Source organism: Hoyosella altamirensis, assembly GCF_014191505.1.
GTDB classification, from domain to species: Bacteria; Actinomycetota; Actinomycetes; order Mycobacteriales; family Mycobacteriaceae; genus Hoyosella; species Hoyosella altamirensis.
Window position 1 is genome coordinate 1670033 of the sequence record NZ_JACHWS010000001.1, and the last position, 26139, is coordinate 1696171.

24 protein-coding genes are annotated in these 26139 nt (G+C 63.4%); 10 read left to right on the forward strand and 14 right to left on the reverse strand.

Going from position 1 to position 26139, the window contains the following annotated elements; translation table 11 throughout:
- Positions 1–130: 130 nt before the first annotated feature.
- Genes FHU29_RS08125 through FHU29_RS08150 form a run of 6 tightly spaced genes read right to left on the reverse strand, consistent with a single transcriptional unit; the run spans position 131 to position 4490 of the window.
- Entirely contained in the window at positions 131–778 is a 648-nt protein-coding gene (locus FHU29_RS08125) for an urease accessory protein UreD (protein WP_064438935.1), read from the reverse strand.
- Positions 768–1490 carry an urease accessory protein UreG gene (gene ureG, locus FHU29_RS08130; protein WP_064438934.1) on the reverse strand — a complete coding sequence of 241 codons (723 nt, stop codon included), beginning with the start codon at positions 1488–1490 and terminating at the stop codon, positions 768–770. Before ureG ends, FHU29_RS08125 begins: the two co-directional genes overlap by 11 nt.
- A gap of 14 nt (positions 1491–1504) precedes the next feature.
- Positions 1505–2131, reverse strand: coding sequence for an urease accessory protein UreF (locus tag FHU29_RS08135; protein WP_064439130.1), 627 nt, complete (start codon positions 2129–2131; stop codon positions 1505–1507).
- Between the two features lie 4 nt (positions 2132–2135).
- On the reverse strand, positions 2136–3857 hold the full coding sequence (locus FHU29_RS08140) for an urease subunit alpha (protein ID WP_064438933.1): 1722 nt from the start codon (positions 3855–3857) through the stop codon (positions 2136–2138).
- A complete protein-coding gene (locus tag FHU29_RS08145; protein WP_064438932.1) occupies positions 3857–4168 on the reverse strand; it encodes an urease subunit beta in 312 nt (103 codons plus the stop codon). Before FHU29_RS08145 ends, FHU29_RS08140 begins: the two co-directional genes overlap by 1 nt.
- Positions 4169–4187: 19 nt before the next feature.
- Positions 4188–4490 (reverse strand): urease subunit gamma, encoded by a 303-nt coding sequence (locus FHU29_RS08150; protein ID WP_064438931.1) that lies wholly within the window; start codon positions 4488–4490, stop codon positions 4188–4190.
- A gap of 243 nt (positions 4491–4733) precedes the next feature.
- Between FHU29_RS08150 and FHU29_RS08155 the strand changes: the two genes are divergently transcribed.
- The 6 genes from FHU29_RS08155 to FHU29_RS08180 all read left to right on the forward strand — a co-directional run bounded on the left by FHU29_RS08155 (position 4734) and on the right by FHU29_RS08180 (position 12629).
- A complete protein-coding gene (locus FHU29_RS08155; RefSeq protein ID WP_064438930.1) occupies positions 4734–5336 on the forward strand; it encodes a LemA family protein in 603 nt (200 codons plus the stop codon).
- Between the two features lie 90 nt (positions 5337–5426).
- Positions 5427–7376 (forward strand): M48 family metallopeptidase, encoded by a 1950-nt coding sequence (locus FHU29_RS08160; RefSeq protein ID WP_064438929.1) that lies wholly within the window; start codon positions 5427–5429, stop codon positions 7374–7376.
- Between the two features lie 4 nt (positions 7377–7380).
- The gene (locus FHU29_RS08165; protein WP_064438928.1) at positions 7381–9909 is read left to right on the forward strand and encodes a patatin-like phospholipase domain-containing protein; all 2529 of its coding nucleotides are present in this window, start codon (positions 7381–7383) and stop codon (positions 9907–9909) included.
- Between the two features lie 138 nt (positions 9910–10047).
- The gene (locus FHU29_RS08170; protein ID WP_083962122.1) at positions 10048–10830 is read left to right on the forward strand and encodes an alpha/beta fold hydrolase; all 783 of its coding nucleotides are present in this window, start codon (positions 10048–10050) and stop codon (positions 10828–10830) included.
- A gap of 65 nt (positions 10831–10895) precedes the next feature.
- Positions 10896–11345, forward strand: a complete 450-nt coding sequence (locus FHU29_RS08175; protein WP_064438926.1) for an SRPBCC family protein — start codon at positions 10896–10898, stop codon at positions 11343–11345.
- 24 nt (positions 11346–11369) lie between these two features.
- On the forward strand, positions 11370–12629 hold the full coding sequence (locus tag FHU29_RS08180) for an amidohydrolase family protein (RefSeq protein ID WP_083962121.1): 1260 nt from the start codon (positions 11370–11372) through the stop codon (positions 12627–12629).
- On the opposite strand, the gene FHU29_RS08185 is transcribed toward FHU29_RS08180, so the two are convergent.
- Entirely contained in the window at positions 12614–14656 is a 2043-nt protein-coding gene (locus tag FHU29_RS08185) for a phage holin family protein (protein ID WP_064438925.1), read from the reverse strand. The genes FHU29_RS08180 and FHU29_RS08185 overlap by 16 nt on opposite strands.
- 175 nt (positions 14657–14831) lie before the next feature.
- Between FHU29_RS08185 and FHU29_RS08190 the strand changes: the two genes are divergently transcribed.
- A complete protein-coding gene (locus tag FHU29_RS08190; protein ID WP_232322864.1) occupies positions 14832–15608 on the forward strand; it encodes an MBL fold metallo-hydrolase in 777 nt (258 codons plus the stop codon).
- On the opposite strand, the gene FHU29_RS08195 is transcribed toward FHU29_RS08190, so the two are convergent.
- Positions 15600–15944, reverse strand: coding sequence for a hypothetical protein (locus FHU29_RS08195; protein ID WP_064438924.1), 345 nt, complete (start codon positions 15942–15944; stop codon positions 15600–15602). The two genes, FHU29_RS08190 and FHU29_RS08195, sit on opposite strands and share 9 nt — an antisense overlap.
- Before the next feature lie 188 nt (positions 15945–16132).
- On the opposite strand from FHU29_RS08195, the gene FHU29_RS08200 reads away from it, so the two are divergent.
- Positions 16133–16480 (forward strand): RNA polymerase-binding protein RbpA, encoded by a 348-nt coding sequence (locus tag FHU29_RS08200; protein WP_064438923.1) that lies wholly within the window; start codon positions 16133–16135, stop codon positions 16478–16480.
- Positions 16481–16541: 61 nt separating this feature from the next.
- Here the strand turns inward: FHU29_RS08200 and FHU29_RS08205 are convergent, their stop codons facing one another.
- The 6 genes from FHU29_RS08205 to FHU29_RS08230 all read right to left on the reverse strand — a co-directional run bounded on the left by FHU29_RS08205 (position 16542) and on the right by FHU29_RS08230 (position 23185).
- Complete coding sequence (locus FHU29_RS08205; protein ID WP_064438922.1) at positions 16542–17345, reverse strand: polyprenol monophosphomannose synthase; 804 nt, start codon at positions 17343–17345, stop codon at positions 16542–16544.
- Positions 17346–17420: 75 nt separating this feature from the next.
- On the reverse strand, positions 17421–19043 hold the full coding sequence (gene lnt / locus FHU29_RS08210) for an apolipoprotein N-acyltransferase (protein ID WP_064438921.1): 1623 nt from the start codon (positions 19041–19043) through the stop codon (positions 17421–17423).
- Positions 19040–20641, reverse strand: coding sequence for an amidohydrolase (locus FHU29_RS08215; RefSeq protein ID WP_064438920.1), 1602 nt, complete (start codon positions 20639–20641; stop codon positions 19040–19042). Before FHU29_RS08215 ends, lnt begins: the two co-directional genes overlap by 4 nt.
- A 6-nt stretch (positions 20642–20647) precedes the next feature.
- Positions 20648–21280: an FxsA family protein gene (locus FHU29_RS08220; RefSeq protein WP_064438919.1), complete on the reverse strand. Its 633-nt coding sequence runs from the start codon at positions 21278–21280 to the stop codon at positions 20648–20650.
- 74 nt (positions 21281–21354) lie between these two features.
- On the reverse strand, positions 21355–22014 hold the full coding sequence (locus FHU29_RS08225; RefSeq protein WP_064438918.1) for a response regulator: 660 nt from the start codon (positions 22012–22014) through the stop codon (positions 21355–21357).
- 13 nt (positions 22015–22027) lie between these two features.
- Complete coding sequence (locus FHU29_RS08230; RefSeq protein WP_064438917.1) at positions 22028–23185, reverse strand: sensor histidine kinase; 1158 nt, start codon at positions 23183–23185, stop codon at positions 22028–22030.
- A 62-nt stretch (positions 23186–23247) separates the two neighbouring features.
- Between FHU29_RS08230 and FHU29_RS08235 the strand changes: the two genes are divergently transcribed.
- Together FHU29_RS08235 and FHU29_RS08240 are read left to right on the forward strand one after the other, a co-directional pair.
- Complete coding sequence (locus tag FHU29_RS08235; RefSeq protein WP_064438916.1) at positions 23248–24768, forward strand: TldD/PmbA family protein; 1521 nt, start codon at positions 23248–23250, stop codon at positions 24766–24768.
- On the forward strand, positions 24765–26138 hold the full coding sequence (locus tag FHU29_RS08240; RefSeq protein ID WP_064438915.1) for a metallopeptidase TldD-related protein: 1374 nt from the start codon (positions 24765–24767) through the stop codon (positions 26136–26138). Before FHU29_RS08235 ends, FHU29_RS08240 begins: the two co-directional genes overlap by 4 nt.
- The last annotated feature ends 1 nt before the right edge of the window (position 26139 follow it).

Here is a 26139-nt window from a genome sequence, read left to right on the forward strand (position 1 = left end):
AACTCACGGATGCAACGGCGCGCTTCCGGCGTTACAGCGGGTGACAAATTCACCCTCAATTAGTGGCGTGGATCACAGATGTCACGCATTGCGTAATGCGGAGCTGCGGTACGGACTCACCCGCTGCGGTTCAGAGGCTTTCCCCGGTCCACGTCATCAGAGAACCGCCTAGCGCGAGAGGCACCCGGAGACCAACACCACGTGCGTCCTCATCAATAAGTACCTCCTCTCCACAGCCGGGATACTTCAATTCGCTGGTGAGCGCGCGCGGCGTGCCAAGCACATCACCGTGGCCCAGCTCCAACGTGTGCATCACCAGCGGAGCTGTGTCCACCCGAGCGCACAGTGTGCCGCGCCAGAACCCCAGACCGTGCTCGCCCCACCGGCCGATCTGAACACGTTCGTTCAGCCGTACCACGGCAGACGCAGCGAGTTCCAATTCAGTCGTCGCGTCGTGCTCCGCCCGGCCAGCCACGATCAGGGGTTCTGGCTCCCAATCCAGATACCCGTCAGTCCCGACGCCAAACATCCAGTGGGAAGCCGATCGAACGAACTTTTCCCCAGGCAGCGCGACAGAAGCTGCAACGGAGCGGACAATAAGTCGCGCGCCATCACCGACTGTCACTCGTGCGCTTATCTCATCGCCACCGAGCGGGGTCATCGCTGTTCCGATCACATGAACCGTGTCCGGTCCCGTTATCCGCGCGGCCAGGCCCCCCGATGACTGGATACGGGGCGAGCGGCCTTTTTCTGCGTCGATTACCAGTTCAGTGCGCATGTACTCCGTCAGCTCCGGAGTCTGATTCTGTTCCGGAGCTGAATCGCTGCACCTGCGCACGTACCCACTCCAGCACGGGACTCGCGGTGGGGTCCTGTGTCAAGGAGGTGAAAACCGTGGGGCGCCCTTCCCGGACCTTGGCCGCGTCACGATCCATCACTGAGAGGTCTGCACCGACCAGTGGAGCGAGGTCAGTTTTGTTGATCACCAGCAGGTCCGAATAGGTGACGCCAGGCCCACCTTTGCGGGGCACCTTATCCCCGCCTGCCACGTCGACCACGAAGATTTGCACGTCGATCAGTCCGGCGGAGAACGTCGCGGTCAGGTTGTCCCCACCCGATTCGACGAAGATGAGATCCAGCGGCGGATTCGTTTCGATCAGGTCATCGATCGCGTCGAGGTTCGCGGTGATGTCATCACGGATCGCTGTGTGTGGGCATCCTCCGGTCTTGACGGCCGTAATACGTTCGTCCGGCAGCACTGCGTTGCGGCGCAGGAAGTCGGCATCCTCGGTCGTGTAGATGTCATTAGTGAGGACAGCGAGTGACAACTCCGCATACAGTTCCCGGCACAGACTGGCGACAAGCGCTGTTTTTCCCGAGCCCACGGGCCCTCCGATGCCGATGCGCACCGGTTCGCCTGGCCGCCGCTCGCGTGCAGGACGGGCTGCGGCATGGGAATGTGGTTCTCCACCTAGAAGATGCGGGGGCATTGGCACTCTTTCTCTCAGGACACGAACAGCGGCATCTCACGGCGGGTGTGCCGCTCAGCCAGAACATCGAACAATGGGTCAGACAAGCTCTGCAGCTCGGTAGCCGCGCGCTGGGCGGTCGCATCGCACAGCGATGACAGGGTGAACGTTATGCGGGTCACGTGCGCCGGATCGAGCGCGAGCAGTCGTTGCGCTGCCGTGGCTGATCCCGTCATCGCCGTGTAGACAACGGACAGTGCAGTTTCCTGCGGGGTGAGGTCACATCTGCGGGCTACCGCGCCAGCGACCACGGGCAGGTGAGGCTTGGCGGTGAAGCCGGTCCAGTCGTCTCCGGGCCACACACTGCGCGCCAGCCGGAGAAACCCTCTGCCCTGTGCTCGGGATGCGGCACGGGCGGCAGGTGACGGGGTGCGCGCGTCAGTCTCGGCATCAGCCTCGCTGATGCCGAGACCGTCGCACACCGCAGCGGCAACCGAGCCCGCCACTAGACCGCTGGTGCGAATTCGTCGTACCAAAAAAGCTTCGAGGGTGCCCAGGTCGCGAACAAGACCGGACGTCACGGCCTCTTCCATGCCACCGGAATGGACGTGTCCCCCGATCGGCAGCCTCGAATCAGCCAGGGCGAGAAGATTACTCAGCATCACGTCAGAACAGAAAGTATCGCTGAGCCATGGGGAGTTCCGCAGCTGGCTGCTCGTTCCACACTTCACCGTCGATTCGCACCGTGAACGTATCGGGGTCCACCTCAATCGACGGGCGGGCATCGTTGAGCGGCATGTCGGCCTTACCCACCGTCCGGGTGTCCTTCACCGCGACAAGGCGACGATCGCAGGCGAGTCGCTCCGCGAGACCATCTTCAAGCGCGACCGGCGCTACGAAGTGGACCGATGTTGCCGCAGCGACTTTGGGTGCGGCACCGAACATGGGGCGGGGCAACGCGGGCTGAGGAGTGGGGATTGAGGCGTTTGCATCGCCCATCGCGGCCCACGCGATTGCACCGCCTTTAACGACCGCATGCGGGCGGACGCCGAAGAACGCCGGGTCCCAGAGAACGAGGTCCGCGAGCTTTCCCGGCTCGATGGAGCCGATCTCACCGTCAAGACCGTGCGCGACTGCAGGGCAGATCGTGTACTTCGCTATGTAGCGCTGCACACGATTGTTGTCCGCAGGACCGTCGCCGGGTAATGCACCCCGCCGTTTTTTCATCATGTGTGCTGTCTGCCAGGTCCTCATGATGACCTCACCGACGCGTCCCATCGCCTGCGAGTCACTGCCAATCATGGAGATTGCGCCGATGTCGTGGAGCAGATCCTCCGCCGCGATCGTCGAGGGCCGGATCCGGCTCTCCGCAAAAGCCAGATCTTCCGGTATCGAAGGGCTGAGGTGGTGACACACCATGAGCATGTCAAGATGCTCGTCTACCGTGTTCACGGTGTGCGGACGGGTGGGGTTAGTCGAACTCGGCAGCACATTCGGGTGCGACGCTACGGTGATGATGTCGGGCGCATGGCCGCCACCTGCACCTTCCGTGTGATACGCGTGAATGCTGCGGCCTTTGATCGCGCCGAGCGTCGATTCGACGTAGCCAGCCTCATTGAGTGTGTCGGAATGCAGGGCGACCTGGATACCTGAGGCGTCGGCCACCCGTAGGCACGCGTCGATTGCTGCGGGTGTCGAACCCCAGTCCTCGTGCAGTTTGAGGCCGGACGCCCCGGCGCGAATCTGCTCCCACATGGCGTCTTCGCTGACCGTGTTGCCCTTGCCGAGCAGCGAGAAGTTCATCGGCGAGGAATCAAGCGCCTCCAACATGCGGGCGAGATGCCAGGCGCCAGGGGTGACAGTGGTCGCTTTGCTGCCTTCAGCAGGACCGGTGCCGCCGCCGATCAAAGTCGTAAGCCCGGACCCAATGCCCTCGTCGAGAATTTGCGGACAGATGAAGTGCACATGGCAGTCGATGCCGCCGGCAGTGAGGATTTTCCCGTTACCCGCGATGATTTCAGTTGACGGGCCTACAACCAGGCTAGGGTCGATCCCGTTCATCGTGTCCGGGTTACCGGCCTTGCCTATTCCCACGATCCGGCCGTCGCGGATGCCGACGTCCGCCTTGATGACGCCCCAATAGTCAACGATGACCGCTCCGGTAATGACAGTATCGGGCGCGCCATCCGCGCGTGTGGCGCGTCCTTGACCCATCGACTCGCGCAGCACTTTACCGCCGCCGAAGACGGCTTCGTCGCCCGCTCTGCCTGGCCCGCCGGACCGGTCTTCAGTGATTTCGATGAAGAGGTCTGTGTCCGCGAGCCGGATGCGGTCCCCGGCAGTGGGCCCGAATAGCTCCGCGTAGCGCGCTCGACTTATTCGTGTCATCAGCGATCCAGCTTTCCGGGAGGGGTGAGGCTCAGGCCATGCACTTCGCGGGTGCCACCGAGAGGAACAAGGGACACAGTGTGCGCGATGCCAGGTTCGAACCGGATCGCGGTACCCGCGGGAATGTCGAGTCGATGCCCGTGCGCGGCCGCGCGGTCAAAGTCGAGTGCCGGGTTTGCTTGCGCGAAGTGAAAGTGGCTGCCCACCTGAACGGGGCGGTCGCCAGTATTGACCACCTCAGCCTCGATTCGCTTAGCACCGTCGTTCAATGTGAGTTCACCCTCAGCGGTGATGACTTCCCCCGGAATCATGCGGCCTCCTCGGGCGCTGCTAACGAATGGGATGGTGGACAGTCACGAGCTTCGTTCCGTCGGGGAAGGTTGCTTCTACCTGGACGTCATGCAGCATCTCGGGGACACCTTCCATCACGTCGTCACGCGTGAGAACTTCCCGGCCAGACGCCATGAGTTCGGCGACCGTACGCCCGTCGCGAGCGCCCTCGAGAACGTGGTCGGTGATGAGCGCGACCGTCTCCGGGTGGTTGAGCTTCAGGCCACGCGCTTGCCTTCTCCGTGCGAGGTCCGCGGCATAGCTGATCATGAGCCTTTCTTGCTCATGCGGCGACAAACGCATCGAATCTCCTCCGGCTGGGCCACGGCGGTGCTTGGGGACTGCTCAGTGCTCGGCAGGTGCGAGGTTAGCAGCCAGTTCACCACGTGTCGTTCGGCGATTCAGGAAAGGTGAAAGCTGTTAACGGGGGCTTAACGTGACGCCGCCACGCTGGGTTGACGAGACTGAGCAGCCAGCGAAAACGACAGGCTGTGAGATGATGGGACAAAACGAATCCGAACCCACAATTTGTTAGGGGGGTCGCAGGTGACTGGAGTTCTAGTCGGACTCTTGGTAGTCATTCTCATCATCGCCGTTATCGCCGTGATCGCTGTCGTCAGCATCTACAACGGACTGGTAACGCGCCGCAACGGTTACAAGAATGCGTTCGCGCAGATCGACGTCCAGCTGACGCGCCGGCATGATCTCATTCCGAACCTGGTAGAGACTGCCAAGGGCTACATGAAGCACGAACAGGGCACGCTCGAGGCTGTCATCAATGCGCGAAACTCTGCTGTGTCCGCGCAGAACAGCGCCCGCCAGAACCCTGGCGACCCGAACTCGATGAACGAGCTTGCGGGGGCGGAGAACACGCTGACGCAAACCCTGGGGCGCCTGTTCGCACTCACTGAGTCCTACCCGGATCTCAAAGCGAACCAGAACATGATGCAGCTTTCCGAGGAACTCACCTCCACGGAAAACCGTGTGGCCTTCGCACGCCAGGCGTACAACGACGCCGTCATGGCCTACAACAACAAGCGGGAGGTGTTCCCGTCGAACATCATCGCGGGGATGTTCAACTTCCAGGCTGCTGCACTGCTCGAAGCAGAAGGACCTGACACGCGTCAGGCTCCGCGCATCACCTTCTGAGGGCCGCTCGATCAACGGGACGCGCGTCACTGACTTCGCGTCCCGTTGTGGTTTCACTGTTAAGGGTCGATGTGCGCGTGGGAGAGACACATGAATTTCTTTGAGCGCCAGAAGCAAGTGCGCCGGTCTTCGACAAGGCTGGTGGTGCTCTTTATTGTCGCGGTGCTGGCAATTGTGATGCTCGCTAACCTTCTAGTCGTGGCCGCCTCGCTTTCTGGCGGCTCCGATCCGGGCGAGGTCGCGACATTTGCGGTCCTGGTGACAATAGGGACGCTGGTCTTCATCGGCGGCGTGTCATTCGTCCGCACCATGTCGCTGCGCAGCGGCGGTGGCAGCAAGGTCGCGCTGGCGCTCGGGGCGGTACCAGTGCCCGACGACACGACGGATCCGCACCTGCGCCGCTACCGCAACGTCGTTGAGGAAATCGCGATCGCCTCGAGCACACCGGTACCCGATCTGTTCGTGATGCCAGGTGAGCGCGGCATCAACGCGTTCGCCGCAGGCTACACGCCTGCAGACGCCGCGGTGGCCGTCACCCAAGGCGCACTCGAGCGGCTCAATCGCGACGAGCTTCAGGGTGTGATTGCCCACGAGTTCAGCCACATCATCAACGGCGACATGCGTCTCAACATCAGGCTCATCGGAGTGCTTGCGGGATTGACGGCACTGTCCGTTATTGGTCGGGTCCTGCTCTATTCCGGTGGCGGCAGGCAGCGCGGGAACAACAACGCGGGTGCCCCCATCGCGCTCATCGGCATCGTAGCGCTGCTCGCCGGCTTCATCGGGGTTTTCTTTGGCCGCCTCATCAAAGCAGCCGTCTCGCGCCAGCGTGAGTTTCTCGCCGACGCTTCGGCCGTGCAGTTCACTCGCCAGACTTCCGGGCTGGCGGGCGCTCTCAAGAAGATTGGCGGCCTCGACGACGGGTCAAAACTGCGCAACGCGAAGACTGAGGACGTCAGTCACATGCTGTTCGGCGAAGGGATGAACTTCTCCTCGTTCTTCGCGACGCACCCCCCACTAGTCAAGCGGATCCAGACGCTCGAACCCGAGTTCAGCCCTGAAAAGCTCGCGGACCTGCAACAGCGGTGGCGCTCGAATCCGCCTTCGGGGCTGCGCGAGGACGTTCAGCTCGGTCTCGTGGCCGAACACGATATCCCGCCCTCGAGTGCCGACGGAGCACCGCGGCGGCAAGCACCTTCGTCGGGCGCACGTTCCCGATCACCGATCTCCGTCGATCCCGCAGCAGTGGTCGCGGGCATCGGCGACCCCTCCTCAACGTCGTACGCACACGGTGAGCGGATACGACGCGATATCCCGCGTTCGCTTGCCGACAAGGCGCACGACGGCACTGCTGTCGTGCCACTCGTGTTCGGTCTGCTCATGTCCACCGAACACGAAGTGCGGACACGTCAGCACGCGATAATCGCGGAAAAATATGGTCGTGAAGTAGCAGACGCGTCCTGGCACGCCGGTGGCGAAGTGCAACAACTTGACCCTCATCTGCGGCTCCCCCTGGCAGAGATCGCGTTCCCGGCCCTGCGCCACCGTGGTTCGGACGACGTCCGGGAAATCATGGGCACGCTGAGTGACCTCATCGCCGCCGACGGCCGCGTCAGCGTCTTCGAATACTGCCTCGGCACACTGGTATTCACCGGATTGCATGAAGTCCTGACGCACAAGCCGCGCTGGGGAGGCCGCCGCCACAGCCTCAGCGGCAGCCGTGATGCCGTGTCCACGCTCCTCGCGGTTCTCGCGCGCGTAGGAAATGACGAACAAGCCGCTGCTCAGAAGGCATTTCAGGCCGGTATGAACGTGGTTTTTCCCGGTGAGCAGGCGACCTTCGCGCTACCGGACGAAGGCATCCTCGCACTAGAGCACGTATGGCCGATTATCGACGGACTCGCTGGGGAAGAGAAAGGCAGACTCGTCGAGTCCGTCGTCACAACGGTGATGGACAACGGCCGGGTGACGCTGGAGGAAGGCGAACTCATCCGCACGGTGTGTGCTGTCCTGCACTGCCCAGTTCCACCTCTAGCCTGAAAACGTGGGCAGCGATAGCGACTCGTGGAATGCGCGTAAGGCGCCGGTAACGACGCTGCGCACGCTGCTAATGCCAGGCGCTGGTCCTGCTGGGCCCCCGGCTGAAGGGCCTCCACTCGGGTACCTCGACACCTCGACATACGACATCCCCCTACCCGAATCCGGTGCTGCATCCACTCAGGATGCGTGGAACGACCTCCTGAATCGCAGCCGGAGACAGATGTCACACGACGGTGTCTCCTACGAAGCGTATTGCCGCGCAAGCGCGGACATCACCATGAAAGGCGGAACGACCTCCGGGATCGTGTATCCGCTTGCTGTCTGTGAGGTGGCACGCTCGTTCAGGCTCCGCAACGTGGGCGGTGCGTCCGCTGGTGCGATCGCCGCTGCGGCGGCAGCCGCAGCTGAACTCGGACGAATCCGGATGTCCGCGCGGCTCCCACTCGATCCACCGGATGACGGGCCCGCACCAGGCTTCGCCGGGCTGGCAAGCATCCCACAATGGCTGACGCAGCTCGAACCAGAGGCACCGGAACGTGAGAAGCACCGTCTCGCAGAGCTTTTCACTCCCTCATCGAAGTCAGCCGGGGATACGAGAGCTTTCCGGGTGATCGCGTTCTGGCTGAGTCGCGGCTCCCGGATTCGGCAGCTGCCATCGTTGCTGCGAGGTGTCGGGATTCCCCCCGTGGCAGTTCTTTTCGCCGCACTCGCTGTACTTTTCGGCGCGCTGGCACTTGAGTCTGCGGGCACCGTAAGCGGCCTTGTCGCGCCCTGGTGGGCGCTGGCCCTTTCCGTGTTCGCGGCGGTCGCGGGAACAATTCTCGTGGCCGGTGGCAGCGCTAGTGCAGCAGCGACTCTGGTGGCATGGTGGCGCCAGGGCCGCGCTGCGGCGCGAACTCGACCGTGGTCCGGTGAAAACCGTGAGTATTGGGCGCTTCGCGCCTCCGGCGCGCCTCGTGAACCACTGCCGGTGCGCGCCGTCTTTGTCGCAGTCCTGTGGCTGCTCGCGGGTCTCGCGTCCTGGGGCGTGGTGGCCGCAGCCCTAGCTGTGGATGACAACGTGGACGTCACACTCACGCTTGCGGTACTGGCGGCGACAGTGGTCGCCGTCGGCCTGGTGGTCGCTCTGGTGGTGTGCGTGGCGGCGCTGCGGGTCTACCGGACCTTTCGTTCGGAGCGGCACTTTGGCGTGCTCACCGGGGACACGCTTGTGCAATGGATCGACCTGCAGATGCGTGGACTCGCGGGACAGAAGTCCGCAGTCACGTTCGGTGATCTGTGGCGGGGCGCCCGCGACGCATCACCGGCGCTGACTGAGCAGCTCACACGCGATCCATTTGAGCGAACGGTGAATCTCAAACTGATGGTCACCGACCTATCCCAGCAGCGTCCTTTCCAGTTCCCGCTGCCGCCGCAGCAGCAGCTTGAAAAGTCCATCGGCAGCAAAATCTATGTCTGCCCAGACGATCTGCGAGCGATCTTCGGTGACGGCCTCACTGACGCGATCGCGCCCCCGCATGGTGGCGGCGGGCTGTATTACTGCTGGGACGACGCGAGCGGGGGTTACGAGCCCCTGGAGCTGCGGCCCCTGGCGGAACCGTGGGATCTGCCAGTGGTGTTCGCAGTGCGCGCGAGCATGTCACTTCCGTTCCTGTTCCGGGCGGTGCGCACGTTCCGTGTTCGCCCGCCAACAACGGTGCGTGACAACTTCGGGATCCCGATCCCCGCGGACGGCGCGGCTTATACATCACCGACTCCACCTCGGAACCCGCAGGCAGGGAACCCGCAGACGGACACGCATCCCTGGCTGCTCGCCGAGGAGCTCTGGCTTTCCGATGGCGGCATCACGTCGAACTTCCCGGTTCACCTTTTCGATCGTCAGCTTCCCGAGTGGCCCACCTTCGGCCTCAACCTCGGATCCCATCCCCTGGGTTATGAGCACCAGGACGTCTGGCTGCCGGAAGACTGGCAGGCGAACGTCCCGCGCTGGGTCCGCGTTGGCACGACGCCCGGGAGCTTCCTCAGTGCCATCCTGGACACCGCGCGTGGATGGCGGGACGTGATGCAAACCCACATGCCTAGTGCGCGGGGCCGCGTGGCGTGGGTGTGGCTGCGGCGCGACGAGGGCGGAACCAACCTTTTCATGCGCAAAGAGACCGTAGCGTCCTTGTGTATGCGCGGGGCACTCGCAGGGATGCGCCTGCGCACGCGTTTCGAAGGCGACAGTGACCGTTGGCATCGACACAGGTGGCTGCGGTTGCGCGCGACGGTTCATGCACTCGACGAACTGAGCGACGATGTGACGATAGCTCTTCCGCAGTACCGCGACTTGCTCGACCCTGTCGGCGCTTCCCGCGCTGCCCGAATCGACACGGTCGAGGCACCGCCGCCAACTTTCCTCCCCGGGAACGATTTCTGGCCGGCGGCCCGAGACCTGCTCGACGGAGTGGCGGCACCCCGCGCCGCGGACGCTGACTTGCGGAGAAACACCCCTCACCCCGCACCGGAGCTACGGCAAGTACCACGGGTGTAGGCTCATTCGTGATCACGCCAGAAGGAGACAGTTCTTAAAGTCTCACGGTGTTAAGGGCACAGAATGACTCACACTGCCTTTCTCGAGGTTCCCCATCAGTCTGTTCCTGTGTCCGCCGGTCAACTGAGGTATCGCCGAATGGGCGCGGGAGAGCGCCCGCCAGTTCTGTTTCTGCACGGCGTGTTCGTCAACGGAGATGTGTGGCGCAATGTCGTTTCCCGCCTCAGCGGATCCTTTGACTGCGTCGTCCCTGATCTGCCATTCGGTTCGCATCACACACCCATGAATGCAGACGCCGACCTCAGTCCACTCGGCATCGCGGACCTGATCGCGGACTTTATCCGTGCGCTCGACATCGCGCCAGTTCGCCTTGTCGCAAACGACAGCGGCGGGGCGTTCGCGCAGATTATGACGGCGCAGCATCCAGAGCTCGTTGATTCACTAGTCCTGACGAATTGCGACTGCTACGACAATTTCTTCCCCCTCATATTTCGTTATCTCACTCCCCTTTCCCGAATTCCGGGCGGACTTTGGCCTATCGCGCAGTCTCTGCGGCTGAAACCCATTCGCCGGTCACCTCTCGCGTATGGCTGGTCAACCGCGCGGCCACTGCCGCCACAGGTCGAGAAGGCGTACGTCGCCCCGCTGCTCCGCAGCGAGATTCGCCGCGACATCGCTAAAGCGATGAAGGACGTCCATCCGCGTTACACGCACGCGGCAATCGAAGCGCTCCGTACGTACTCGGGGCGCGCACTAGTCGCGTGGGGCGACGCCGACAAGTACTTTCCGCTCAGACTGGGTGAGCAACTGGCGCGCGACATTCCCAACGCTACTTTCGTAAAAATCCCGGGTGCACGCGCGTTCGTGCCTGAAGATGCACCAGAGGAGCTCGCTAAGCTGGTCAGCGACTTCTTCACATGAGCGGCAGTCCGGTTTGCGCAGGTACAGTCGAGTCCGGAACGGTCAGCAGGCAAAGGAAGGTGCTGATGAAGGGCAATACGCTCTCTGTGCGGCGGACGATTCCCGTTGAACCAGAGAAGATTTTCGCACTGCTCGCGGATGCCGCGAAGCATCGCGAGTTCGACGGCTCAGGCACCGTTGTCGGTACCCGCGAAGAGTCCCGCCCACTGGCGCTCGGCACCAAGTTCGGAATGTCAATGAAAATGGGCTTGCCGTATTCGATGGCGAACGTCGTCATCGAATACGAGCCGGATCGCCGGATCGCTTGGAAGACAACCGGTTTGGGTGGTCTGCTCGGTGGCAGAATCTGGCGGTATGAGCTCGAACGCATTGACGGCGGCACCGCGGTCACCGAGACGTGGGATCTATCCGAGGACAAGCAGCGCTTCTTCCTGAAACGCAGTAAATTCCCGGCAGCGACAAGGACGAATATGGCGCGGACGCTGGAGCGGATCGAAGAAGCTGTCGCACGATAGCGGCGTCCAGGTGACAATAAGCGGGTGACTGAATCCCGGCTGCTCATTCGCGGCGGCTGCGTGCTCACCATGAACGGGCAGCTGACCACCTATGATGATGGTTTCGTTGCCACGCGGAACGGGGCCATCGAGGCGGTGGGGGCGGGTACGCCTGAGCCAGCCCAGGGAGTGCACGTTATCGATGCGAGCGGCTGCGTCGTACTCCCTGGTTTTGTCAACGCGCATACTCATCTGGCGATGACCCTTTTCCGAGGCATCGCGGACGATCTGTGCTTGCAGGACTTCCTGACTCGGGTGGTGGGCGAGGAATCACGCACCCTTGGACCGTCGCGGGTTCTGGCCGGCGCGATCGACGCGTGCCGGGAGTCGATCCTGTCAGGGACCACGGCGGCGCTCGACATGTACTGGTTTCCCGATGAGACGGTGCGGGCTGGGGAACGTTTCGGCGTCAACGTCGCGACGGGACCGGCATTCGCGAACTTCGCCACTCCCGAGGGCACGAGCGTGGAGGAGAAACTCGACCACGCCGAGCGCCGACTGGCTCAGTCCGCTGCAAACCCGGGATCCGCGCCGCAATGGCTGATGCCCCACAGCACCTACGCCCTCACGGGTCCGCAATTGCGGGCTCTGGGTGAGCTCGCCGCCCGGTACGGTGCGCGGATTCATGTGCACGCGGCGGAAAACGCGCGTGAAGTCGAGTCCGTTCGGGACATGCACGGCGGATCACCGATAGAGGTGCTCGCGGAGACTCGGCTGCTCACCGCGCGTACCGTCGTGGCGCATGCGGTCGAACTCAGTGAGCGAGACATCGTGCTCCTCGCCGAAGCGGGCGCATTCGTCGCGCACTGCCCCTGGTCAAACCTCAAACTGGCGTCGGGAATCGCACCGGTACGCGCCCTGATCGAGGCCGGAGTCAAGGTGTGCCTCGGAACCGACGGCGCCGTCAGCAGCAACTCGCTGGATGTCTGGTCGTCCATCCGGCTCGCTGCGACACTGCATAAATGGCGCGAACGTGACCCCGCTGCCGTAGGTTCACGCGACGTCATGGCGATGGCGACGCACCTCGGTGCGGCTGCTCTCGGACTGGAAGAATCGCTCGGCTCCCTCGAGCCGGGTAAGCAGGCGACAATGCAGATCGTGGAACTCAGCGGACCACATCATGCGGGTCCAGCGGACGTGTGGTCCGCGCTCGCCTACTCGGCACGGCCCGGTGACGTCCGTGACGTCATCGTCGCGGGCAGACAGATCGTGCGCAATCGCAGCATCGTTCACGGCGATTCCTGAGCGGTGCGCCATCCGGCAAGCACTTCGTGTATGGCCCCGGCGCCGAACAGTGGCCTGTCGGGTAGTGCCAGTCCGGCTGGATGCAGCAGGAAGGGCCGTGTCTGCGCGCCTCCGAGACCGCCATGCGAGCCGACCTGTTCCTCGAACGCCGCTACCTCGTCAGTGACCGGTGAATACACACTGTTGATCATCAAGTCCGGCGTATTCCGAAAGCTATCGGTGCGGCGAACCCGCTCGAGAGCGAGCTGACCAAAACTCTCAAGTGGATTCTCGCCTTCCACTTCACCCGTCTCGACGGCAATCGATCCGTGTGGACCTATCACGAGAGACCCTCCGCGTTCGCGCGCAACGAGCACAAACCCGATTCCGGGATGCCCGGCGAGTGTGGGAATGAGGGCAGGGTAATTCTCGCTGATCCACTCCAGCGTCGCACGTCCAGCAATCCATGGGAAGCTGACCAGCCCGAGGTTCCCTGAAGCCAGCACGATCGGCTCGGTTGACGGCTGATGCTTTTCAGGTGCGTCGATCTCACTGTGCAGCGCGGCCGCGGCAAACTGGAGCGTCTCCGCTCCGCGCCCCAGCGCGCCTGTTTGTTCGTCACCTGCCTGCGCATGGGCGATCTGGCGGCGACGCGTCAGTATCCCACTGAGATGACGCGGCAGCGGGTGGTCCGGCGGCGGGAGCGCACACGCGCGATGCACGAGAGCACGCAGCGGCTCCTGGTACCGCTGCCTGAACGTCGCACCCTGGGACTGTCCATGGTCCGAAAGCACAATGACGTGGTAGTCGCGCCGGACTTCCTTCACGACCGACAGCAGCAGCCCGATCTCAGCGTCGAGCCGGCGCAATACTTCGAGGGTCTCCGGGCGGTCCACGCCCGAATGGTGCGACACCTCGTCGTAACCGACGAGATCCGTGTAGATGATGTCGCGCCCCTTGATGAGATCACCGATGACCGCCGCCACCGCGACGTCGGTCAGCACCACCGTCGCGAAGGCACGGATAAACGGGTAGAGGCCACCCCGGCCGACACGCGGCTGGAAGTTGTACCGCCGCTGCCGCCCTGACTGCCTGATTTCCCGCACCACCTCGGCAACGAAACGGACCGTCGTGCGCGTGGCATTTGCAGGGTCGATGAAGTACGCGCCGTACCCGTTTCCTGCCCCCATCCGCGGGCCCCGGAACTGGCTCACAACCAGCATCGTGTCGTCCGCACCCCCCGTGAAGAGATTCCCCCGGCTCGCTCCTCCGGCGAGAAGGGCAGCGTCGTTCATTCGCTGCCTCTCCAGCCACAACGTGTCCTCGGGGCGGTTGCTGACGATGACGCGTTTCTCGTTCTTGTCGTACCAGCGGAAGGCGGGCACGTCCCAATTCGTCCCGTAGAAGATGCCCAGCTGGCTCGCTGATGTTTGGCAGCTCCAGTCGGTTTCCCAAGAAACCAGCTGGTGAGATCCAGTGCGCACGAGTGTGGCGATGTTCGGCACGTGGCCCGAGGCCACGGCACGACGCAGCACATCGTAGCCAAGCCCGTCGATCTGGATGCACAGCATGCCAGGCGGACCTGCGCGCTCCGCGTCGCCGACACGGCGCAGTCGCCTCCGTTCGCGCCGCATCACCATCAGCTGATACGCCTCGTCATGAGTGGAGGCGATGACGCCCGAAACCAGGGCGGTAACCACAGCGACGACCGCGAATGTCACCACAGTCGCGAGAGTGCCTTCGATCGCCGCGATCGGCACCACGTATATCGCGATGAGAAAGCTCACGACGCTGAACGCCATCACCACCACGTACAACAGCACAGGCCCCACCCAGAGCATGGCTTTGAGAAGCAGTGGCCATAAAACCGCGTTGAGAACACCGAAAACCACGGCGATAGCCAATGCCCGCACGAACGCTACGAACGCCTCGTCAGTCGCTTCCCGCAGCGAGAACCCTTCAAGGAGCCCGTCTAGCATCAGGAGTGTTATCGCGATCAGCGCGGTGAGTAGCGCAAACTCACCCAGTGTGCGCAATCGGCGATTCATCAGCGCGACCTCCCCATCGAGAACCGCATGATCACAATAGCCCGAAACGACAGCCGCCGGGCGCTTGCCACACCCGCGCGCCGGAGCCGACGAGCGAGCTATGGGCTTAAGCTGGAGTTTTCAGGTACAAACAGTAGAGTCCACCAGTGTCGATTTCAGTAGGCGAGAGTATCGCGTGAGGCCAAAGCCAGCAGTTTCGATTCAGTGGCACGGCCACGCCACCACGACGATCGTCGATAGTGGTACCCGAGTCCTCACCGACCCCGTGCTGACGAATAGAGTCGGGCACCTGCGCCGACGTCGGGGCCCACGCCCAGGCGACGCTGTCTACTCACCCGATGTTGTCGTGCTCTCGCACCTGCACAGCGACCACACACACATACCATCGCTGCAGCTACTCGACCCTGGTGTCCCTATCATCGTTCCCGCCGGGGCTGTCGGTGCGGTCCGCGGGTTGCGCGCATTCGGCGATCGGCTCATCGAGGCACGCATCGGTGACACGATCGCGATCGGCGCGCTCAGCATCGACGTCACGCCCGCTGAGCACGACGGCCGCCGCTGGCCGAGGGGCCCGGCGCATGCCGATGCCGTGGGATACCTGATCAGAGGAACCGCGACCACTTACTTCGCCGGGGACACAGATCTGTACCGCGAGATGGACCAGTGGGCGCCGAACTGCGATATGGCACTGATTCCGGTCGGCGGCTGGGGGCCCAATCTGGGGCCCGGCCACCTCACCCCGCAGCGCGCTGCGGAGGCTGTCGCCCATATCGGTGCGAGTCACGCTGTACCAATCCATTTTGGGACGCTGTGGCCGATTGGTCTCGACAAAGTCCGACCCGAGCGCTTTCACGACCCCGGCGCAGACTTCGTTACCCACGCCGCACGAGCAGGCGTGGCTGCAACAGAACTCGAACCCGGCACCACCGTCTCGTGGCGCGCATCAGCGTAGCCGTTCAGCCTCCTTGGCGAGACTGACGAGCGAGTCGACAAGCTCGCGCAACTCTCCCCCGTTCGCGCCCTCGGCGATTGCCGTCGCCACGTCTTCAGCCGCGCAGCGGACCTCGAAAGCCCGATCCACCAGAGCTGACGCTTCAGACGCTGACAACACGACAGCATCCGACGGAATCGAGGTTCCCCGAACTGTCGTCCGGTGTTCGTACGCACGCTGGCGACACGATTGCCGACAGTACTGCCGACGCCGTCCCACCCCGTTATCCGGTACTTGTCTCCCGCACCATTGGCACGCGTGCGGGCGCCGTGCAAGTCTCGCCACGGGGATAGACATTAGCGCCCGAAATGAACGAAGCCACGGATCAACGCGCCTGCACGCCGCAATGCCACCACGAGCGAGTAAAATGTAGCGGCCACCTTCTACCGGGAACCTTTCCCGATGCCGGTGCGTTGAAATGCTATGTACGATCCGGCGGGCGAACACGCGCGGCAGCGCGAGTCCGACGATGAAAGGGGAAAGCGATGGCAGATCGGGTCCTTCGAGGGAGCCGTCTCGGCGCTGTAAGTTACGAGACCGACCGGGACCATGACCTCGCCCCGCGCCGGTATGCCCGGTACCGCACCCCTAGCGGTGAAGAGTTCGAGATTCCTTTCTCCGACGATGCGGAGATCCCCGGCACCTGGCTGTGCCGCAACGGTGAGGAAGGCGAACTGGTTGAGGGCACTGCTCCCGAAGCAAAGAAGGTGAAGCCGCCGCGCACACACTGGGACATGCTTCTCGAGCGCCGCAGTGAGGAAGAACTCGAAGAGCTTCTCACTGAGCGTCTCGAACTGCTCAAGCAGCGCCGTCGGCGGCCAGCTTCCAGCTAGCGCTACAACGACAAAGGGCGGCACCCGAGGTAACCCCGGGTGCCGCCCTTTGTCGTTGTCGTTATGCCTTCTTACGGCGCAACTTATTGATTCTGCGCTCCCATCCCCACTGGGTGACCTTCAGCAGCGCTTCACGAACGATATTGCCACTCATCTTCGATTCGCCGCGCTCACGTTCGGTGAACGTGATGGGAACTTCACGGACGTTGAACCCGGACTCGATGCTTCGCCACGCGAGATCGACCTGGAAGCAGTAGCCATGCGACTCGACCTCGCTGAGATCAAGGTGCTCGAGAACGCTACGGCGGAAAGCCCTGTATCCACCGGTGATGTCCTTCAAACCGACTCCCAGCGCAAGACGCGAATAGAGGTTACCGCCGCGTGAAAGCCATTCGCGGCGCTTCGGCCAGTTGACGACAGAGCCGCCAGGTACATACCGGGAACCCAGGACGAGGTCGTAGCCAGCGTCGATCTGGTCAAGCAACCGGTGCAGCTCCTCAGGTGCGTGGCTGCCGTCCGCATCCATTTCGACGAGCACACCGTAATCACGCTCGAGGCCCCAATGGAAACCAGCGATGTAAGCCGCGCCCAGACCGTTCTTGGCTGTGCGGTGCATCACGTGGATGCGGTTCTGCAAATCAGCATCCGCGAGCTTGTCAGCGAGTTCCCCGGTGCCGTCCGGGCTGCCGTCGTCGACCACGAGGACGTGTGTGTGAGGAAGCGCGGCATGCAGGCGCTCAATGATGATTCCGAGGTTGTCACGCTCGTTGTAGGTGGGGATGATTACGAGCGTGCGCGCGCTCGGCCGTGACTCGTCAGAACCCGAGTCATTCTGGCCACTCGCCCCTGGGGTGCCCGCCGCCATTGGCTGTCCTTCCTGCCGGTCTCGCATTACTTCCACGTGTTGAGCCACACGCGAACCACACGCGAGTGTATGCGTTCAGCTCGGTGTTGAATCTAATGCCACCGTCTGTGGTTTCGCTTGGTGCCCGCGGGATTCGTTGCGGGCCTCATCTTGACGGTGAGCGATCACACCTGCAACCGCAGCAATGAGAGCAAGTGCGCCGACGAGTCGCTCTGGCCACGGCCCGAGAACGGTGGCCAGCGTGTTTGCCGTGTGCAAGGGCACCTCAGCGACGAGCACATCTGGAACGAAAATGTCGGACTGCTGCTCTATGACCCCGGTCGGAGAAACGATCGCGCTGACTCCGCTGGTTGCTGCGACGATTACCGCGCGGCCGTGCTCCACCGCCCGCACCTGGGACATTGCGAGCTGCTGGAAGGTCATATCCGTATCGTCCACGGTCGTGAATGTCGCGTTGTTCGTAGGCACTGCGAAATACTGAGCGCCGTTGCGCGCCGCGTTTGTGAACGCCCGGTCAAAGGCGACCTCGTAACACGTCGCCACACCGAGCGGCACGCCTGCGGCCGACACGACGAAGTCGCTATCCCCCGGCACGAAGCTGCCCGCCATGTCAACGAGATCGGAGAAGAACAGCCCGAAGAAGCCGCGCATCGGCATGTACTCACCAAACGGCTGGATAATCGCTTTGTCATGCCGGTCCGCAGGCCCCACGTCCGGTTCCCAGACGACAGCGGTGTTGGAGAACGTATTGTCGCCGTTGTACCGGACCGCTCCTACGAGAATCGGCGCCCCGACTGCCCTAGCGGCACCGGTGATGATCTCAGTGGCATACATGTCACGGAACGGATCGATGTCGGATGAGTTCTCCGGCCAGATCACCACATCCGGCTGAGCCACGTCACCGCGATCGATCGCACGGGCCAGTTCGTGCGTCCGTTGTACGTGGTTGTCCAGCACGGCACGGCGCTGCGCATTGAAGTCGAGGCCGAGCCGCGGCACATTGCCCTGTACCGCGGCGACCGTCAGTGTCGAGGATGACTCAGCGAATCGCGCCACCGCGGGAGCGAGAACAGCGGCCGCAACAAACGGTACGGTCAGCGCGAGTCCACCCACAACGAGGCCAGGCAGAGCACGCGCCCGGACCGCCGCTACAAGGCCGATAGTTCCCGCTCCCACGAGGGCCACCGCGAAACTCAGCCCCGGCGCCCCCAGCGTCGATACAAGCGCCAGCAATGGGCCTTCAGACTGCCCGAACGCCAGTCTTCCCCACGGGAAGCCGCCGAACGGGAACATCGACCGGAGCCATTCAGCCGCTGTCCAGCACGCTGCGGCCGCTGGTATTGCGAACACGATCGGTAACCGCCACACCAGCACAGTCCCAATGCCGAACACACCAAAGTAGACGGCGCACGCGAAGGCGAGGCCGAGCCACGGCACGGGACCCACATACATCCCAACCCATGGCAGTAACGGGACGAAGAAACCGGCACCACCGAGGAAGCCGTAACCAAAACCGGATCGGACGCTTGCCCCGCCCGCACCGATGCGCGTGAGAACGGCGACGAGCACCGCTACCCCGATCGGTGCGAGGAACCACGTCGTTCGCGGCGGGAAGCTGAAGTAGATCAGCAGCCCCGCAGCGAACGCGAGCAGGCAGTTACCCGCGACACGCAAGGTCGCACCCGTGTCGCCGTTCATGCGCGGCGCTCGTAAATGACGCGGCCTCGGTGCACTGTTCGTAAGCAGACCGGCAAGGCATCCTCTAGGTGAGGCAGTGCGGGGACACGGGACCGTGGGTCTGTGGACCACCGCTGCACACTGTCGCGGGGCGCCGAAACTACAAGGTCGCCCGTTTCCCACACTGCGTACGATGCGGGTGACCCGGGGACGAGGGTCCCGGCGAGTCCATCGCGGACCCCGCCTGCCCGCCAGGCACCCCGAGTGGCAGCCGAGAATGCCGCGCGGGGCGATACACCGTGGCCTTCCGTGTTGTGGTGAACAGCAGCGCGGATCATTTCCCAGGGCTCAATGGGGGTTACGGGGGCGTCGGAACCGAAAGCCAGCGAGACTCCCTTCGCGGCGAGCATCGAGAAAGGGTTGAGTTCCGCTGCGCGCTCGGCGCCCAGACGCTGTGCGTACATACCCTCAGGACCACCCCAGAGCGCGTCGAAAACCGGCTGCATACTGGCGATAACTCCGAGACGCGCAAGCACTTCGGCCTGCGTGCTGCTCACCATCTCGACGTGTTCGAGCCGATGCCCACAACGGGCAACCTCTGGGCCACTGAGAGTCGTTTCCGCGCGTTCATATGCCCGCACCGCCGCAGCCACCGCAGCGTCACCGATCACATGGAAGCCCGTTTGAATTCCCGCCCTGGTGCACGCGATGACGTGACTCGCCATCGTGTCCTCGTCGAGGTAGGTGCGGCCGAACTGATCCCCCTGCCCATCGTGGTAGGGGTCGCAGAGCCATGCCGTGTGCGAGCCAATCGCACCGTCCGCGAAAAGGTCACCGCCAAGTGCGTGTGCACCCGTTACAGCAATAAGTTCTTTGGCTTCTTCCGGGGCCGACACGGCTTCGCCCCAGTAGCCGCGCACCTCGACACCATGTTCGGTCGCGAGGAGTTCCCTGAAGTCGGTGAGGCCCGCGATCTCAGGGCCACCACATTCGTGGACACACGCCACCCCGCGCGACGCGGCGTGACCCAGCAGCGCCTCCCGCGCGCGCGCTCGCTGTGCCGGCGTGAGCAGATCGCCCGCGGCGGTTCGCACCAGATGGTGTGCTTCTGCCGTCAATGGAGCGTCAGCGGAGAATCCCGGTGCCCCGGTGAGTCCGGGCGCGGCCTCGCGCAACGCCGCGGAGGCCGCAGCGGAATGAGCGTCAACCCGCACCGCATACACGGCGCGGCCAGGTGCCGCGGCGTCGAGTTCCTGCGTGCTCGGGGGACGCTGGCCGGGCCACGCTGTTTCATCCCACCCGGTGGCCCAGATGACGCCATCGTCGTGGCTACGTGCGTAATCGGCGATCGCATCGAGCATCGCGTCACGTGACCCGCAGTGCGTGACGTCCAGGCTGGTGAGAGCCAAGCCAGCTGCGGTGGTATGCACGTGCGGGTCAACGAACACCGGAGTGACGAATGCGCCCTGCAGATCAATCACGTCAGCGTCGGGGTGCAGAGCGCGCCCGGGCCGATCTTCACCGAGCCAGACGACTATTCCGTCGGTTACGGCCATTGACGTTGCGCCGGGCGAGACGGGGCTGTAAATGCGCCCGCCGACTAGAAGCTGAGTTCCCACGACGTGTCAGTCTGCCTCGTACCGGCGGCGCTCGCGCTCACCGTCGCTTTCGCGGGGTGTGTCGTCGCGGTTTCGATCGAGTTCACGGATGTAGTCGTCGTCGGAGTTGTTTCCAGCGTGAGACGTCTCTTCTGAATACTGGCCCGGCTGGCGCTGGTCTCTGTCCGGGTCCTCGACAGTTTCTTCACTGACGACGACGCCATCGACCACGCCATGACGGGAATCGGCTGGAGACCGGTACGCGCGCATCGTTCCCCATCCTGCGGCGCCTGAAGCCGCGGCGACGCGGTACCGCCGAACCGCGAGAAGCATGATCACTGGCCGGATCAGTGCGCGCGTCGGCGGGAACAAGATGAGCACGCCCAGCGCGGTGGTGACAAGACCAGGGATGATCAGCAAAAGCCCCGCAATGGCGATCAGCATGGTGTCAGTGACCGCGCCCGCCGGGGAACCCCTCCCATCACGCAAGGCCCCGAGCTGTCGCAAAGCCGATTGTGTCTGCATCCCGAAAAGCATGAAGCCCAGCAGGGTCGCGCCGAGCACCACCGCCACCGTCCAGAGAATGCCGACCGCCTGCGCCAGCAGCACAAGGGCCGTCACCTCGGCGATGACGTAGAGCAGAAATATCAGCAGAAACACGGATAACCCTTCCGGCGGCACAGATCGTTATGTCCAGTGTTCCGCAAAAGACTGATCTGCGGCTACTGCTCGCGTCATGAACCCGGTCTCACCAAGCCGTTCTCGTAGGCGAACACCACTGCCTGCACCCGGTCGCGGACGCCCAGTTTCGACAGGACTCGACCGACGTGGGTCTTGACGGTCGCCTCCGACAGGTGGAGCGCCGACCCGATCTCAAGGTTCGATAGGCCGGCCGCGACAAGTCCCAGGACCTCTCGCTCGCGTTCGGTCAGCAGGCTCAGCTGTTCGGGTTCTTCGCTCGGTGCGTGCTCGCCTGCGAGGAAACGATCGAGTAGGCGCCGAGTGATCTTGGGTGACACCACCGCGTCCCCTGCGGCGACGACTCGAATGGCGGAAACCAGATCCTCCGGGGGCGTGTCCTTGAGCAGAAACCCGCTCGCACCTGCCTGCAGCGCACCTAGGACGTGCTCATCGAGATCAAACGTCGTCATCACGAGAACCCGCGTTTCACAGTGCGACTTCACGATCTGCCTGGTCGCCGCTATCCCATCGAGCACCGGCATACGAACATCCATGAGTACGACGTCCGGTGATGAGCGCCTGACCTCGTCCACTGCTTCTTTGCCGTTACCGGCCTCACTAATCACTTTGAGATCAGGATGCGCATCGATAATCATACGCAACCCCATGCGCATGAGTTCCTGGTCGTCAACGAGAAGTATTGTGATCGGCACGCCCTCACCCTAGTTACTCGGTGGGCAACTGAGCGTGCACCCTCCACCCTTCTCCCGGCCTGTGGCCAGTTTCCAGCGTGCCACCGAGCACCGCTACCCTCTCTCGCATCCCCACAAGGCCCTTGCCACTTCCGATGTCTCGCCCGGTGCGGGATTCGCCATTTCCACCGAAGTCACTGATGGTGACATCGACCACCCCGTCAATTCGCCGAACCTGAACGCGCGCGCGAGCACCCTCTCCCGCGTGCCGCAGCACGTTCGTCAGAGACTCTTGAACCAGACGGTGGATGCCCAGACCAACAGCCGGACCGAGGGCATCGAGATCGCCGGTCAATTCCAGTTCGACGGGAAGACCGGCGTCACGCATCAACTGGGCGGTCCGCGCGAGCCCAGCTGTTCCATACTCAGGCATTTCGTCCGGGACCTGCTCCGTGCGCAGCAGCGCGAGAGTCCTGCGCAGTTCTGCGAGCGCCTGCCTGCCCGTCGACGCGACGGTTCCCATTGCGCGTTCCGCGAGTTCGGGGTTGTTCTTGATGGCGTAGGTGGCGCCCTCGGCCTGCACGATCATCACGCTCACCGCGTGGGCCACCACGTCATGCAACTCCCGCGCAATCCGTGTCCGCTCCGCGGCCACAGCATCCTGCGCAAGCCGGTCGCGGTCTGACTCGGCAATCACCAGTTGCGCTGCGATCTCCTCGTGATAGCGATGCCTGACAGCCAGCACCTCCGCCGTAAGCCAGGCGATCGAGTAAAACAGCACGAGGAAGAATGCGCTGGCAGGCATGTCATAGCCGAGCAGGTCAACCTTCAGGGCAGTATCTACGACCAGGCCTGCCGCGAACACTCTGGCGACTTTCCGGTTCACATGGATCACAAGCGTGTACAGCGCGACGAGCAGCAGCACGCCTGACGGGTGGCCAATGTTCGACTGCTCGTGAATCGCGAGCATCACGGTGCTTGCGATAGAAGCAAACAGAATGACGAACGAGGAGATGATCGGATGGGAGCGGCGCCAGATCACTGGCACACACATCGCCAGTCCCATCAGAAGGAACAGCGGTGGATTGTCCGTCGCGGGGGCCGTGATCGCTTCGAGGAGCACGAACAGCCCCGCGAGCAGGCCGTCGGCTACCCTCGGCTTCTCCCGGAGCCACATACTGAATCGGCGCACAGGCCTAAGAGTAAGCGCTGTGCCTGTCGAGTTCCCGTGGCACACCGGCTAGCCTCGACAGAGTGAGCGCTTCCCGGCCCGTAGACGACGAATTCCTCTCGCTGCCAACAACGCTTCTTGCTGAAGCCGCACTGGCGACTGCCCAGAAACTGGGTGCATCCCACGCGGACATCCGAGTGCATCGCGTTCAGTCCCAATCCCTTCGGCTGCGCGATGGTGTCGTCCAGTCCGCCACGGAAAGCACGGACATCGGATTCGCCGTGCGGGTAATCGTGGACGGGACCTGGGGCTTCGCGTCACACGCGCAGCTCAGCCCCGATGTCGCTGCGGAAACCGCCCGTCGCGCAGTGGATGTCGCGAGGGCACTGAGGATCCTCAACCGCGAGACGGTTGAACTCGCCGACGAGCCCGTCTACCGGGACGCCACCTGGGTCTCGCAGTACGACGAGGACCCTTTCACGATTCCCTTGCCGGAAAAGACCGCACTGCTCGCAGACAACTCTCAGCGTCTTCTCGCAGCGGCGGGAGTACACCACGTGACAGCGTCGTGCCTCATCGTGAAAGAGCAGTCGTTCTACGCCGACACCAGCGGCTCATCCATCACGCAGCAGAGAGTGCGGCTGCATCCGCAATATGAGGCGATCACTGTCGATCACGAGGCCGGCGCGTTCGAGACGATGCGGACGCTGGCGCCGCCGGTGGGCCGGGGGTGGGAGTACCTGACGGATCATGCGCTCTGGGACTGGACGAGCGAACTCACTGATATCCCTGAACATTTGCGCGAGAAGGCGCAGGCTCCCTCGGTAGTCGCTGGCGCCACAGACCTGGTGATCGACCCGACCAACCTGTGGCTGACGATTCACGAATCGATTGGCCACGCAACGGAGTACGACCGTGCCATCGGGTACGAAGCCGCTTATGCCGGAACGTCATTCGCCACACCAGACAAGCTCGGAACACTGCGGTACGGCACTCCGATCATGCACGTGACCGCTGACCGGACGGTCGCCCACGGGCTCGCCACAATTGGCTATGACGACGAGGGTGTCGCCGCGCAGAAGTGGGACCTCATCCACGAGGGCACCCTGGTCGGCTATCAGCTCGACCGTACCTTCGCGCCACGACTTGGACTTGACCGCTCGAATGGATGCTCGTACGCCGACTCCGCACACCACGTCCCGATTCAGCGGATGCCCAACGTGTCCCTGCAGCCAGACCCTGAAACGGACAGGTCGACGAACGATTTGATCAGCATGGTCGATGACGGCGTCTACATCGTTGGCGATCGATCATGGTCAATCGATATGCAACGCTACAACTTCCAGTTCACCGGCCAGCGCTTCTACCGGATCAGAAACGGACGGCTTGCGGGCCAGGTTCGCGACCTCGCCTACCAGGCGACAACCACAGAATTCTGGGGCTCGATGGAAGCAGTCGGAGGGCCCGGCACCTGGCGGCTCGGTGGCGCGTTCAACTGCGGCAAAGCGCAGCCCGGTCAGGTAGCGGCCGTGAGTCACGGCTGTCCTTCAGCGCTTTTCCGCCAGGTCAACGTTCTCAACACCAAGCAGGAGGCCGGTGCATGATTCCCGCGGCTGACCTTGTCGACCAGGTCCTGGCCCTCTCTGTGGCCGACCATGCGATCGTGATTGTCACCGATGTGAGCGAAGCCTCCTTACGATGGGCGAACAGCTCGATGACTACCAACGGTTCGTCGGCGTACCGCCGCTGGACCGTGCTGTCATTCATGGACAAGCCTGACGGCACGTCCGTGGGGGTAGTGAACTCAGCGAGCGCCGATGCCGGCGACATCCCTGACCTCGTGCGAGCTAGCGAGGAAGCCGCCCGGGACGCCGCGCCGGCAAAAGACGCGATGCCCCTCCTTGGCGGACACGGTGACGAATCCGATTGGTCTGCGCCCGCGGAATCCACCGCAATAGAGGTTTTCTCCACGTTCACGCCCACCCTCGCGCAGCAATTCAGCGGGCAGGACCGCCTGTTCGGCTTCGCACATCACGAAGTTCACACCACCTGGCTGGGTTCGAGCACAGGTCTGCGCCGACGGTGGGTGCAGCCCACGGGATCCATCGAGATCAACGGCAAACGTGATTACGGAAGTCACACCACCAGCGCATGGGTAGGCGCTGGGACGCCAGATTTCACCGATCTCGACGTCAACGCTCTCCTCGCCGACCTCGACACCCGGCTGGGCTGGGGGGCTGTGCAGCGCGAACTGCCCGCGGGCCGGTATCAGACGATCCTCCCGCCCTCCGCTATCGGTGACCTTCTCATATACATGATGTGGAGCATGGAGGGCCGCGGCGCTGAGGAGGGGCACACTGCGTTTGCGCGGCAGGGCGGCACGCGCATCGGTGAACATCTGACGGACATCCCTCTCACGCTGGCGTCAGATCCGCACGCACGCGGACTTGAGTACGCACCGTTCGTGACTGCCACAGTGTCGAGCGATCTGGTGTCGGTTTTCGACAACGGTATGCCCGCGGAACGCGCCGAGTGGATCCGCGACGGGGTGATCAATGCGCTTGCCTACCCACGCGCACACGCGCACGAGTTCGGCGCCACACCCACGGTCCCCGGTGAGAACCTCCTGCTCACCGGTGGTTCGAAGGCGACGCTCGATGAGATGGTCAGCAAGACCGAGCGGGGGCTCTTGCTGACCTGCCTTTGGTATATCCGCGAAGTAGATCCGGCTTCCCTGCTGTTGACGGGTCTGACGCGGGATGGCGTCTATCTCATCGAAGACGGAGCCGTCACGTGTGCGGTCAACAACTTCCGGTTCAACGAGAGCCCGATTGATCTGGTGCGGCGGATCACCGAAGCTGGCCAGACAGAGCGAACCCTTCCCCGGGAATGGAAAGACTGGTTCAACCGGACGGCGATGCCTCCGGTCCGTATACCGGACTTCCACATGTCGTCGGTCAGTAAAGCGACCTGAG

Excerpts from the sequence above, each read along its gene's own strand:
- FHU29_RS08125 (WP_064438935.1), bottom strand. The coding sequence starts at position 778 with ATGCGCACTGAACTGGTAATCGACGCAGAAAAAGGCCGCTCGCCCCGT.
- ureG (WP_064438934.1), bottom strand. The coding sequence starts at position 1,490 with ATGCCCCCGCATCTTCTAGGTGGAGAACCACATTCCCATGCCGCAGCC.
- FHU29_RS08135 (WP_064439130.1), bottom strand. The coding sequence starts at position 2,131 with ATGCTGAGTAATCTTCTCGCCCTGGCTGATTCGAGGCTGCCGATCGGG.
- FHU29_RS08140 (WP_064438933.1), bottom strand. The coding sequence starts at position 3,857 with ATGACACGAATAAGTCGAGCGCGCTACGCGGAGCTATTCGGGCCCACT.
- FHU29_RS08145 (WP_064438932.1), bottom strand. The coding sequence starts at position 4,168 with ATGATTCCGGGGGAAGTCATCACCGCTGAGGGTGAACTCACATTGAAC.
- FHU29_RS08150 (WP_064438931.1), bottom strand. The coding sequence starts at position 4,490 with ATGCGTTTGTCGCCGCATGAGCAAGAAAGGCTCATGATCAGCTATGCC.
- FHU29_RS08160 (WP_064438929.1), top strand. The coding sequence starts at position 5,427 with ATGAATTTCTTTGAGCGCCAGAAGCAAGTGCGCCGGTCTTCGACAAGG.
- FHU29_RS08170 (WP_083962122.1), top strand. The coding sequence starts at position 10,048 with ATGGGCGCGGGAGAGCGCCCGCCAGTTCTGTTTCTGCACGGCGTGTTC.
- FHU29_RS08175 (WP_064438926.1), top strand. The coding sequence starts at position 10,896 with ATGAAGGGCAATACGCTCTCTGTGCGGCGGACGATTCCCGTTGAACCA.
- FHU29_RS08185 (WP_064438925.1), bottom strand. The coding sequence starts at position 14,656 with ATGAATCGCCGATTGCGCACACTGGGTGAGTTTGCGCTACTCACCGCG.
- FHU29_RS08195 (WP_064438924.1), bottom strand. The coding sequence starts at position 15,944 with ATGTCTATCCCCGTGGCGAGACTTGCACGGCGCCCGCACGCGTGCCAA.
- FHU29_RS08200 (WP_064438923.1), top strand. The coding sequence starts at position 16,133 with ATGGCAGATCGGGTCCTTCGAGGGAGCCGTCTCGGCGCTGTAAGTTAC.
- FHU29_RS08205 (WP_064438922.1), bottom strand. The coding sequence starts at position 17,345 with ATGGCGGCGGGCACCCCAGGGGCGAGTGGCCAGAATGACTCGGGTTCT.
- lnt (WP_064438921.1), bottom strand. The coding sequence starts at position 19,043 with ATGAACGGCGACACGGGTGCGACCTTGCGTGTCGCGGGTAACTGCCTG.
- FHU29_RS08240 (WP_064438915.1), top strand. The coding sequence starts at position 24,765 with ATGATTCCCGCGGCTGACCTTGTCGACCAGGTCCTGGCCCTCTCTGTG.